This window comes from Desulfonatronum parangueonense (assembly GCF_054656975.1).
In genome coordinates this window covers 726,926-739,364 of sequence record NZ_BAAHXH010000003.1, presented here as the reverse complement: position 1 = coordinate 739,364, position 12,439 = coordinate 726,926, and the positions used below count along the sequence as shown (strand labels likewise).

General features: G+C 57.3%; 9 protein-coding genes. 4 read left to right on the top strand and 5 right to left on the bottom strand.

What is annotated here, in order from left to right:
• Positions 1-467 precede the first annotated feature (467 nt).
• Positions 468-1,526 carry an IS110 family RNA-guided transposase gene (locus tag ACYQ15_RS03800; RefSeq protein ID WP_459936199.1) on the bottom strand — a complete coding sequence of 353 codons (1,059 nt, stop codon included), beginning with the start codon at positions 1,524-1,526 and terminating at the stop codon, positions 468-470.
• 231 nt (positions 1,527-1,757) lie between these two features.
• On the opposite strand from ACYQ15_RS03800, the gene ACYQ15_RS03795 reads away from it, so the two are divergent.
• From ACYQ15_RS03795 to ACYQ15_RS03780, 4 genes are all read left to right on the top strand, one after another.
• The gene (locus ACYQ15_RS03795; protein WP_459936198.1) at positions 1,758-3,809 is read left to right on the top strand and encodes a ribonuclease catalytic domain-containing protein; all 2,052 of its coding nucleotides are present in this window, start codon (positions 1,758-1,760) and stop codon (positions 3,807-3,809) included.
• A 3-nt stretch (positions 3,810-3,812) separates the two neighbouring features.
• Positions 3,813-4,400 (top strand): glycerol-3-phosphate 1-O-acyltransferase PlsY, encoded by a 588-nt coding sequence (gene plsY, locus ACYQ15_RS03790; RefSeq protein ID WP_459936197.1) that lies wholly within the window; start codon positions 3,813-3,815, stop codon positions 4,398-4,400.
• A 69-nt stretch (positions 4,401-4,469) separates the two neighbouring features.
• Complete coding sequence (locus tag ACYQ15_RS03785) at positions 4,470-5,423, top strand: hypothetical protein (protein ID WP_459936196.1); 954 nt, start codon at positions 4,470-4,472, stop codon at positions 5,421-5,423.
• A 231-nt stretch (positions 5,424-5,654) separates the two neighbouring features.
• A complete protein-coding gene (locus tag ACYQ15_RS03780) occupies positions 5,655-6,968 on the top strand; it encodes an O-acetylhomoserine aminocarboxypropyltransferase/cysteine synthase family protein (protein WP_459936195.1) in 1,314 nt (437 codons plus the stop codon).
• A 124-nt stretch (positions 6,969-7,092) separates the two neighbouring features.
• On the opposite strand, the gene ACYQ15_RS03775 is transcribed toward ACYQ15_RS03780, so the two are convergent.
• From ACYQ15_RS03775 to ACYQ15_RS03760, 4 genes are all read right to left on the bottom strand, one after another.
• On the bottom strand, positions 7,093-7,563 hold the full coding sequence (locus tag ACYQ15_RS03775; RefSeq protein ID WP_459936194.1) for a universal stress protein: 471 nt from the start codon (positions 7,561-7,563) through the stop codon (positions 7,093-7,095).
• Between the two features lie 4 nt (positions 7,564-7,567).
• Positions 7,568-9,814, bottom strand: a complete 2,247-nt coding sequence (locus tag ACYQ15_RS03770) for a TRAP transporter permease (RefSeq protein WP_459936193.1) — start codon at positions 9,812-9,814, stop codon at positions 7,568-7,570.
• A gap of 337 nt (positions 9,815-10,151) precedes the next feature.
• Positions 10,152-11,111: a TAXI family TRAP transporter solute-binding subunit gene (locus ACYQ15_RS03765; protein ID WP_459936192.1), complete on the bottom strand. Its 960-nt coding sequence runs from the start codon at positions 11,109-11,111 to the stop codon at positions 10,152-10,154.
• Between the two features lie 116 nt (positions 11,112-11,227).
• Positions 11,228-12,382, bottom strand: a complete 1,155-nt coding sequence (locus ACYQ15_RS03760) for a M20 family metallopeptidase (RefSeq protein ID WP_459936191.1) — start codon at positions 12,380-12,382, stop codon at positions 11,228-11,230.
• Between the last annotated feature and the right edge of the window lie 57 nt (positions 12,383-12,439).

The following is a 12,439-nucleotide window of genomic DNA, read 5'->3' as shown; positions in this document are numbered from 1 at the left end:
GTCGGGGTGATGACACTTCGCCGTCAGGCGTGAAGACTTTTGCCTGCCGCATCTTTCCTGCGGAAGGCAAAAATTCTTCTTGGCGTACTTCCATGAGAAGGCTAGTCAACGTCCGCCGTGGCGGACCACCTTTTTATGCCTGCGAGCCCTTGGTGAGCAGTCCCATTAAGTCATGCTTCCATTCGCACTCTTAGTGGGCCTTTGCCATTAGGCCCGGTGCACTGTGGGATCCTCATGTTGGAAGCTGCCACCTTAAGCACGGTCTTTTGTTGTCGCCGGCAAGCGACTTGACCTGGACGCCAATCGCAGTCTTCCGGATGGGACTTTTCAATTATGGGCATTGATGAAGGTGTGATAACAGATTGACTTGACGACATGTTTCTTTACCGTGATTGGTTCATGTAATTATGTTGGACAAATTCAATGTTTTGGGAGCGATTATTGATTTTATATGGTGCGGCTGCACTTTAGGCTGCTTTTTTGGCTTTTGGCTGGTTATAGAAAGGATCGTAAGCCTCTCCTGTAACCCAGAGCCTATGCAACAACACGGCTAATTTACGTGCCACGGCGACGACTGCACGCTTTTTGGCCATCTTACCACCATGTTGAGATATTCTGTTTCCAAATCGCTTTAATTCGCAGTCAGGTCCAAAAGGGCCGAGGATATAATGCGCACAATTGACCAGCAACTGACGCAAGTAGATGTTACCACATTTGGTGATACGAAGCTGTTTGTCCATTTCTCCGGATTGATCCTTGCGAGGAACCATACCCAAGGCCGGACCGACTTCACGGCTCTTTTGAAAACGGGTGGAATCTTCCAGGGTCAGGACAAACGCCAGTGCAGTTATGGGACCAACTCCGACTACCTGTCGCAATACTTCCGTCTCTTTGTATTTCTCCTTGCTCAGATTCTCTATCTGACGATCATACTCCCTGATCGCCTTGTTCAATTGCTCAATTTGCGAAAGCAGCGGCAACAATGCTGGCTTCAGAATTTCCGGCATGTGTTCTTTGGCACGTTTGGCCATAGCTTCAGCGCTGGAATCCGGGATGCGTGCTCCCATCGATTTCACCGCGCCGCGAACATAGTTGATCAATCCGGACCTGGTTTGAACCAGCATGTCTCTGGCCTTGATGATTGCAAGATCCGCCTGGGCTCCTTCGTTACGATGATAGATAGGGTACAACAGATTTGGATCAAATCTCGCTATCCTGCCCAAGGTCTCGGCATCGCGGAAATCAGTCTTGACCGGACTACGCCAGATGGAAGGAAGTTTGCGAGCGTTGCCCACAAGAACCCGACATCCTAGTTTTTCCAGTAAATGACTGACCCAGGGAGAGTGGGTACCGTTTTCAATAGCAACCAAATTTCCAGCAAAGGGTGAGAAAAATTTCTTGAAGGCTGTCATTGTAGTGGTCACTTTCAATTTTTGCTGAATGTTGCCGGCTGGATCAATAATGCAAACAGCGCTTTGCTTGTCGCCAAGGTCGACACCGAGTGTAAAGTTGAATAGTGTTTTCATGGCTGGTTCTCCTCATGTTTGCAGCAAAGACTGCGTTGAACTTTGAGCATGATTTTACTCATAGCTCGTTAGGAGGGCCAGCCTTCTCATCCTACCTTCCGCGCCTCGAGCGAAGCGGGCGGTTCAAATATCTTCAGTTTGGATTGTGAGCATGGCCCACATAAGACTGACGGCTGTCATATCCGCACAGGGTAATGACACGCCGGAATAAACAAGGCAAAGGACAATGTTTTGATCAAACCCCAGGTCCCGCCAGGACCAGGTACCATCGTCGAATACCTCCAGGACAACCAGGTCCACCTGGCCGTGGTGATTGAGGAACAGGGCGGCCGTGTCCGGCTGTTTACCCAACGCGGCCGGGAAATGGCCCTGCCCGCCGCCCGGCTGCTGCCCTGGCACGGCCCGAAATACCCTCATCCCGCAAGTCGGAGCGAGATGGAAGAGCGTCTGGGTCGCCACCTGGAACAGCGATCTGAACTGGCCGGGACCATTGAGGTCATGGATATCTGGAATCTGGCCCAGGGTGAAATGTCTTCCGCACCCCTGGACTGGTTCGCGGAGCTGATCTGGGATAGCCCGAATCATGACCAGCTTTCCGCCATCGGCCGAGTCCTGCTGGACGCCAAGACGCACTTCAAATTCCAGCCCCCCTCCTTCCTGATCTATCCGGAACAGACCGTGCAAGCCCGGCTGGCCGAGCAGGAGGCAGCCCGGGAACACCAGGAACTGGTGGTGGCCGGCCAGGACTTTTTCAGTCAACTCTGGAAAACGGGCAACACGGATGCCTGCCCGCCGGAACCCGCCGCCGGAAGGCTGAAGGACCTGCTCCTGCAACGGATTTCAAATCCCGAAGATCCTTCCCATGACGAACTCTGGCGCAACCTGACCAAAAAGCTGCCGGAACATCCGCAGCAGGCCCTGATTCTGGCCCAGGCCTGGGGCCTTGTACCGCCCCACTACAATCATCTCCTGGACCAGGCGGGTTATGACTGGCAGAACGGGTGGACCCAGGCACACAACCAGGAAATCCGCACCTTGAGCGAGGCGGTCCGTGCCCAAGTCGGATCCCTCGAGCCCCTGCGCCTGTACAGTGTGGACTCGGAAAGAACACAGGACATTGACGACGCCTTTGCCCTGGAACGCACCGCTGATGGCGGATTTCGCCTCACCCTGGCCATTGCCTGCCCGACTCTGGAATGGCCGTGGGAATCTGATTTGGATGCAGCCATTGCCCAGCGGGCTTCCAGCCTCTACCTTCCCGAGGGTGTCTGCCACATGCTTCCTGAAGAGCTGGGCATCGGACTGTTCAGCCTGCGGGAAAACGAACCCCGCCCTGCCCTGCTTCTGGAATTCGAGCTGGATTCAGAGGCCCGGGTCACCTCCCTGCAACCCCGCCTGGGCTGGGTCCAGGTCTGGGCCAATACCCATTATGAGCTGGTGGAACAGGATATCCAGGAAGGTCGGGAACCCTTTGCCGCGGCCCACGCACTGGCGGCAATGCTCCGCGACCGCCGCATCCGCCAGGGCGCCGTGGTCTTTGACCAGCCGGATCCGCAATTGATGTTGATCGGGGAGGACGCCGACCTGCAGGTGCTTCTTGAATCCAAGGATCCCGCTCCCAAAGCCCAGCTTTTGGTCAGCGAATTCATGGTTCTGGCCAATGCCGAACTGGCCCGGTGGGCTTGCGACAATGATCTGCCGCTGCTTTTCCGCACTCAGAACGTGGCCTTGCCGCCGGGAACGGGCGGGCATTATACACGGCCCGAGGACATGTACCGCATGGCCCGCATGCTGGCCAACGCCACACTGCAGACCAAGCCGGTGCTGCATGCCAGCCTGGGAGTCCAGGCCTACGCCTCGGTCACTTCGCCGCTGCGCCGATATGTGGATTTCCTGAATCTCGGACAAGTCGCAGCATGGATCCAAGGCGGATCCGGTCGATTGAGCAAGGCGGATCTTGACGCCGGACTGCCCATGTGGCGATCGCGCCTCGAGGCCGTGGGTCGGGTGCAACGCTATCGAACGCGCTACTGGAAACTGGAGTACTTGCGGCTCCAGGGCCCGCAAAAATTTTGGTCTGCTGTCCTGGTAGACGAAACAGCGACTCAGGCAGTATTCTCTCTGCCCGTGGAACAAGTTATGGTTCGTGCTCCGAAACGGCTACTGGGAGACAAATGCTTCATTGGCGGGAACTATCTGCTGCGACTTGGCAGGATTGACCCATTGCTCAATGAGATAAAAGTGGTGGAAGTCGTTGAAGATCAAACATATGAAAAGGAGTAGACAATGCTTACGATTCTCTGGTTGGGCATGAGCTACGTGCTTGGGGCCATCCCGTTCGGCTTGCTGTTGACCAAAGTGCGGGGTCTTCCTGATCCGCGCAAACATGGCAGCCGCAACATGGGCGCCACGAATGTGGCTCGGGTCTGCGGCACCGGGTGCGGTATCGCAACGCTGTTGCTGGATATTCTCAAAGGCTTTTTTCCGGTTGCCGTTGCAGCCTCCTTCAGTACTTCCTGGTTCTTCATTTCCCTGACTGCCCTGGCCGTGCTTCTGGGGCATATGTATTCCGCCTTTCTCGGCGGCAAAGGGGGAAAGGGCGCGGCCACCACAGTCGGCCTGTTCCTGGGGTTGGCCTTCTGGCCTACCGTCCTCGGCCTCATCGTCACTCTTGCCGTGATCAAACTCGGCGGATTCGTCTCCCTCGGCTCCCTGACCCTGGTCACCTTGATGCCCGTTCTGCTGCTCCTGTCGGGAATGTATTCATTTCTTCCCGTGGCCCTGATCATCATGGTCCTGGTCTATTCTCGGCACACGGAAAACATCCAGCGCCTTGCCAAGGGTGAGGAACAATCCTGGCGACACTACGCATAGACGCATTGTTTTCATCCCGCCCGCGAAACGCACGGCGGGATTTTTTTTTGTTCGTGCAAGGAGAACATCATGGACTCAGCTTCCTGCTTGAACCGCATGCGTCGCATGCTTGGAATAACGTTGATTCTTGGCCTGGTCCTGCTCATTGCCACCCCGGGCTGGAGCCGGGAGGATGCACCGGCCGATCCCGGACAATCGCGCCCGGACCGGGTCATGCCTTTGGGTAAAGCCGTCATCAGTGGAAAGCATCAGTTCCCAGGGCATCTGAATGATGATCAGGGCAAGGTTTCGGTGTCGCATTCCCGCGTTGATCTCAGCTATTCCCGATACACCTTGAGCTGGCAGACATCCTGGTATTCCTGGCAGGACAGGCATGCCCTGCCCTTTGGCGACGCAAGAACGGACCCATGGAACGACCTGCACTCGCTCTCATTTCTGGCGGACCAGCGGGGACGCCTTTCCCAGCGTTGGTCCTACTTTGTGCAGGGAGCAATCCGCTCCGGCTTCGAGAAACAGGTTTCGCGTTCCGTGGGCGTCGCCGCCAACGGCGGAGTAATCTATGCCTGGGACGAGGACTGGACCCTGGGTCTAGGTGGGTTCATCGGCGTGGATCCCACCAGCAAATTCGCCTTTTCCAGCACCTTTGCCATGGTCGGCCCCTTTGTTCAGTACCGTCACCCCGGCGCAGCGGGATTGTCCGCCCGCCTTGGATTTCCCCAAAGCGAATTGCGCTACACCTTCAATCCCGTCTGGTCCACATGGCTGGGTATTGGGATCAATTCCGGCACCTACCGCCTTGCCGACAACAGCACGGTCATGCCCCGAGGCTATGTTCGGGAAAAAACGTATACGACAGGCATCTATCTGGACGTCACCCCGACTCCCTCCCTGAGAATTCGCGTCGGCCCCACATACAATTTCGGACGGAGACTGGAATTTTTTGATTCCGGAGGAGACAAACGCCGCAGCTACGACCTGAAAGCCGTTCCAGGGTTGGAAGCCGGGCTGAACTGGACTTTTTGATTTTTTGGTGCAAAGTTGAGTAATTCTTTGTTCACCTTGCCCGGAGCAGGCCTGAGTAACGATGAAGCGAATTGTGATATCGACGGTTTGGCTGTGAGATGAGGGAAGTTTAGCGATTTCGATTTCGATTTCGATTTCGATTTCGATTTCGATTTCGATTTCGATTAAAGATAAGTCATGGATGCCGCGGAACGTCAAGGTGTTCGTGATTATGAAAAACAGGAGAATGTCATGAAAGAGCAACGCCGGCCCGGCCTGAATACCCTGGCCTTGCACGCCGGTCAGAAACCGGATTCCCAGACCCATTCCAGGGCCGTCCCCATCTACCAGACCACCAGTTACGTCTTCCGGGACAGCGACCACGCGGCCAACCTTTTCGGGCTCAGCGAGCCGGGGTATATCTACACCCGGATCATGAACCCGACCACCGAGGTGCTGGAGCAACGCCTTGCGGCCATGCACGGCGGCAGCGCATCTCTGGCCGTGGCCTCGGGCATGGCCGCGATATTTTATACCGTGGCCAGCATCACGTCAGCCGGACAGAACATCGTCAGCGGAAGCAACCTCTACGGCGGCACGCACACCCTGTTCGCGCATACTCTGCGGCGCTTCGGCATCGAGGTGCGGTTCGTGGACTCCTCCCGGCCTGAGAACTTCACCCAGGCCATCGACGAGAATACCCGGCTCATCTTCACCGAATCCATCGGCAATCCCCGCTGCAACATCGACGACCTGGAGGCCATCGCCGCCATTGCCCACAACCACGGCCTGCCCTTCGTGGTGGATAATACCGTCAGCCCGCCTCCGATCTTCAACCCTTTCGACTATGGCGCGGACATCCTTGTCTACTCCCTGACCAAGATGGTTGGCGGCCATGGCAACAGCATCGGCGGAGCCGTGGTGGAAAAAGGAAGTTTCGACTGGAGCGTCGATAACAAGTTCCCTGAACTCACCGAGCCGGATCCCGCCTACCACGGGTTGAACATCTGGGAGAACTTCTGTTCCCCGGACAACCCTGATTCCTGTCAGGCCTTCACCCTGAAGATGCGCACCGGCATGCTGCGGGACACCGGAGCGGCCCTTTCCCCCATGAACGCCTTCCTGATCCTGCAAGGCGTGGAGACCTTGCCCCTGCGCGCCCAGGCCCACTGCCGCAACGCCCAGCAGGTGGCCGAAGCCCTGGCCGCCCACGAGCAGGTCTCCTGGGTCAACTATGCCGGCCTTGCCTCACATTCGGACCATGACCGAGCGAAACTCTTGTTTCCCCTGGGCCCAGGCGCCGTCTTCGGCTTTGGCATCAAGGGCGGGCTGGAAGCCGGCCGCAAATTCATTGACTCGGTCCGGCTCTGCTCCCACCTGGCGAACATCCTGGACGCCAAGACCCTGGTCATCCATCCCGCAAGCACGACTCACGCCCAGCTGACGCCGGAAGAACAACTCCAGGCCGGAGTCACCCCGGACCTGATCCGTATTTCCGTCGGGCTGGAAGACGCTGAAGACATCATCGCCGACCTGGATCAGGCCCTGCAAGCGACTCGGCAGTAAGCCTGCCGGATCTCGGGCCGATCAAATGTGGAAGCCCCCGACACCAACACGCTTTTTAAAATCGTATTGGTGTCGGGGGCTTCTTGTTTTTGACGGTATGGTCGCACCGGCTCAAAGAGACTGATCAAACATTCTGATCGTAAAGCTCATAACAATCGTCATTATCACAACGCACCACAAGTACTGAACACGGGGCGTGGCGAACCACCTTGGCCGTATTCGATCCCAGGAGATAGTCCTGCAGCTTCATGCGGTGCGCCGGCATGACGATCAGGTCGGCATTGACCTTCTCGGCCATGCGCAGAATTCGCCTGTAGATCGAACCCTGGGCCACCAGGTGCTGCACCTCGATGTCATCGGGAATATAGGAATCGACCATCTCGTGCAGCATTGTTTCCGCTTCGGCCACGATCTTGTCGCCGGCGTCTTCAGGAAAGTAATGGGCTACAATGGGCATCCCCATGTCCGGGACTACCGTGAGCGCGTACAATTTGGCCTGATAATACCGGCACAGCTCCACGGCCCGGTTCAGGCCCAGCCGCCGCGCCCTGTCGTCCTGCTGCAGATCAATGGGAACAAGGATGCGCTTGTACATGCAATCACTCCTTTGATTTAATATCGTGTTGGCCCTGCGACAATCTTTGTCTTGGGTTTCTGCTGCGTTGACGGATTACTTGCCATGCGATCAGGCCAAAAAACATGGACACGCCGAGTATCTGCATACCCAGGCGTTCAAAGGGCAGGTAGGCTTCGAAGAAGCCGGGCCGAAACGTCGTGGCGCAAATTGCGATCAGGAAGATTCTTTCAAACCAGTTGCATTTTGTCACCAGCCAGCCCTGCAACGCCGAGGCGAATGCGAACATGGCGATCAACCCGGAAATGAATATCCAGGCCAGATGGATGGGATTATCCAGCCAGATGATGGCGCCGGCCGCGGTTACTCCGGCAATCATCAGCAGGTCGGTGTTGAAGAGAAAAATGAACGGTAAAATCGCCGTCCGCATGCTGTACGTGAATCCCTGCACCCCCGTCTTGATCGGATCTGTCCGGGCGATGGCCGCACCGGCATAGGCCGCCAAGCCCACCGGGGGGGTCACATCCGCCAGAATGCCGAAGTAGAAGACGAACAAGTGCGCGGCGATGAGCGGGAAAATCAATCCGGCGTCCCCGCCGAGCTGGATGATCACCGGTGCGGTCAGGGTGGCCATGATGATGTAGTTGGCCGTGGTGGGCATGCCCATGCCCAGGATCAGGCTGGTCAGGGCGGTGAAAAAGAGCATCAGCACGATATTGCCCATGGACAAGGTGGCAATGATGGTGATGAACCGCCCGACCAGACCGGTGATGGTCACCACGCCGACGATGATTCCGGCGGTGGCTGTGGCGATCCCCACGGAAATCATGTTCCGTGCGCCCATGATCAGCCCGCTCCAGACATCCTGCACGCCCTGCCAGGCGGCCGAGGCCAGAAAACTTTTCACGTTGACGTCGGCATCAAGCGTTCCGGCTTTTTTATGCATTCCCAGGGACAGGAAAGCGATGATCGGCCGCTGGATGAGCATGATCACGATCAGACTCTGAATGGCCAGAAGGGCCGCGGTGGTAGGCGTGCGGCGCATGATCACCAGGTAGAAGATCAGGACGGAAAGCGGCACCAGGAAGTGGCACCCTCGAAGTACGGTTTTCCCGAAGTGCGGCAGCTCGGCGCGAGGAATGGCCTTGATGCCCATTTTCATTGACTCGATGTGCACGATGTACAACAGCGCCAGATAGGAAATCAGCGCGGGAAACAGGGCCGCACGCACGACATCCAGATAGGGAATGCCGATGATTTCGGCCATGATGAAAGCGGCGGCGCCCATGATCGGGGGCATGAGCTGGCCGTTGACCGAGGAGGCGACTTCCACGGCCGCGGCCTTGTGCGCCGGAAAGCCCACCTTTTTCATCAGGGGAATGGTGAACGTGCCCGTGGTCACGGTGTTGGCGATGGAGGAACCGGAAATCATGCCGGTCAGGCCCGAGGCCATGACCGCGGCCTTGGCCGGACCGCCGCGAAAAGTGCCCAGGGCGGAGAAGGCGACATCAATAAAATATTTTCCCCCGCCGGCCCGGTCCAGCAGGGCTCCAAAGAGCACGAACAGAAAGACGAAATCCGTGGATACTCCCAGGGGAACACCGAAAATACCCGTGGTCGTCAGGTACATGTCGCTGATGATGAAATCCAGGGGCACGCCGCGATGACGCAACAGCTCGGGAAGATGGGGTCCAATAATGGTGTAGATCAGGAAAATGGTGGCCAGAATGGCCAGAGCCGGCCCCAGGGCGCGGCGAGCGGCTTCCAGCAGGAGAACAATCAGGATCACGCCCATGATGATATCCAACTGGGAAGGCAGCCCCATGCGCATGATGATCCCGCTGTAGTCCCACCAGATGTACAGGGCCCCGGCTGTGGCCAGCACCGCCAGTACATAATCATAGATCGGTATGTTCGTGCGGATGGAGCGGCGCGCAAAGCTGGGTATCACCTTCTGGGTCCAGGTGACCCACATGGGCGGGCTGTACTGCTTGTAGGCAGGATAGGCCAGAAAGGCGAGGCAGATGGCGAATCCCAAATGCCAGGAACGGGCGATATGGGAATTCATCGGCATATAGGCCAAATAGAGCTGGAAACCGGACCAGCCAAGGCACAAGAGGGTGATCAGCCAGCTTGCGAAGGGGTTCTTGGGCTCCCTGGCGCCGGCCTCGACAATGGCCACCAGATCTTCGGCGGTTTCGCGTACTCCAGCCTTGCGCCGGGACGGCTTCTGATCATTGGGCAATCCGATAGTTTTCTGATCGGTCATCATTCAGTCCTTGCTGTCCGTTATGCGTCGTGCAGCCACTTTCGACCGCCCTCCTCCACCGGCAACAGGGCGCGGGCTTTTGTCCGGAGTTGCGACGTCAGCCTGCACCGGGCGGAAATAATCCAGCTCCTTTCATCAAAATGCTGACCGGGCCGGAAAAGCATGATCGAACATGGTGCGGAGAATTCGAAGCCGGAGAAAGCGGTGCCGGAAGGTGAAATTCAAGACAAGTCCGCCCGCAGCGCAAATGGTGAAAGTTGCGAATGCGGCGAGCCTGGCAATCGACTATCAATGAGCATAAAAAAGGGGGCCCTGAAGGCCCCCATGAAAAGGAACGGAGCTACATCCAGCCCTGTTCCTTGTAGAATCGCTCGGCTCCTGGATGCAACGGAGCGGAAAGGCCCTGGAGCATTTCCTCGGGCTTCAGGTACCTGAAGGCGGCATGGGAAGCACGAAGCTCGTCCAGATTCTCGAAAACGGTCTTGACCATGTCGTAGACGACCTGTTCGCTGATGGCCTCACTGGTGACCACGGTGGCGGTCACGGCGTAGGTTTCGATGTCCCTGTCGATGCCGCGGTAGGTGCCGGCCGGAACGGTGGTCATGACGTAGTAAGGATGTTCGGCTACAAACTGCCTGATGGCATCGGAATTCAGGGGAACCATATCGATATTGATGGACTGGGCCGGCTCTTCAATGGCTGCACTGGGATTGCCCACCGTGAAGAAAAAAGCGTGAATTTTCTGGTCGACCAGGGCTCTGGAAGCCTCAGCCTGCTGCAGCGCCTCGGCATGAAAGTCCCTGTTGAAATCCAGGTTGTACAGGCGGAGCACATCCTCGGCGTTTCCGCGTTGTCCGGAGCCGGGATTGCCGATGTTCACCCGCTTTCCGCGCAGATCATCAACGCTGTTGATCCCGGCGTCCTGGCGGGTTACGAGCATCACGGCTTCCGGATGCATGCTGAACACGCTGCGCAAGGTCTTTACCGGCTTGCCTTCCCAGTCCGCGGTCCCATTGTAGGCTTGATAGTTTCTGTCGGACTGGGCCACGGCAAAGTCAAAGGCGCCGCGATCCAGGGCATTGATGTTGAACACGGAGCCGCCGGTGGGACGTCCGATGTAGTTGTACTGATCACCAATGTGCTTGTTCATTATGTTGCTGATCTGCAGGGCAACCTGGTAGTACACTCCGGTGATGGATGCGCCGCCGAACAGAATATCTTGTTTGGCCATGGCCTGAGGAGCCGACAGGCACAATCCGAGAGCGACAATCAAGGCAACGAACCATTTTTTTCCAACCATAGTCACACCTCCCAAAGGAATTTGTTAAACTTCAAAATAACCTTCCAACAACTTAGCTCTTCTTTTTTATGCCGGAGAAGAAGGACGCTGTCAAATATCCGGCCGATTTGTTTGAGTTAGCTGGAAATGCTTCCATCAAGCGCGAGCAGGCAAGCGGCCACCAGACAGGACCGCTCCATCATGCTTTCCTTGATAATATATTCCCGGTCGCTGTGGTCCATGTCGCCCACCGGACCCAGGCCGTCCAGGGCGGGAGTTCCGTGATCGGCAATATAATTGGCATCTGAAACCCCGAAACGCAATTCATGGGGCAGATCGTAGCCCATTGCCGCGGCCTGCCGGCGAGCCACCTCGAACAGTTCCATATTGGCTGACGACTGGGGCATGGCGGGCCGTCCGGAGATCATCTCCAGTTCGCATGATGTCCCTGGTATTGTCTCTCGGGCCGCTGTTGCCCGGATCTCCTCCTCGAGACGCTGTTGATCATGGGAAGACAAAAACCGGGCATCCACCAGCAGTGTGGCCATATCAGGCACGGTGTTGGGACCGATTCCCCCTTCAACCCGTCCGACATTGACTGTGATCTCGGGATTATCGTTCAGACCTTCCAGGGCGATGATCTTGTGCGCCGACTCCAGAATCGCACTGGCCTTGGGTCCGGGCTTGGCCGCATGTCTGGCCTGCCCGCGCACCGTCATCCGCAGGCCCATCCGCCCTTTGCGACCGGTGACCACCTCACGGTTTATTCCGCCGCCTTCGAGGACCAGAGCCGCCGTATGCAGCCTGGCGTTTTCATCGATCCACGCCTTCGACACCGGCGAGCCGATCTCCTCGTCCGAATTGCAGAAAAAGGTCACGGGCATTTTTTCAAGCACGCCAAGGTGTTGCAGCGCCTTGAGCGCGTAGATCCCGGCTACCAGTCCTCCCTTCATGTCATACACGCCGGGGCCGTAACACTTCTGCTCATCCTCCCGGTAGCAGGTGAAGCAGGTGTCCGCGGGGAAAACCGTATCCATGTGCCCCACCAGCAAAACCCCCTTGCTGCCGGACGCAGCGGGCAGGGTCTGCCCCAGAACCATGTTCCCATGAGAGGCGAAGGGCAGCACCCGGACCTGAGGCAGAATACCGCCCAGGACATCGGCCATGGCAGCGGCCATGTCATCCAGGCCCGGCTTGTTCCAACTGCCGCTCTGGATTTCCACCAGCCGCCGAAGCAGCCCCAGGGCTTCTGCCTTGTGGGACGCGATATACTGGATAATCTTGTCGTGCATGGATAGTTCAGTGATCTGTCGTCTGTTATCGGTTATCCGTTGCACTGCTCAGCTTGG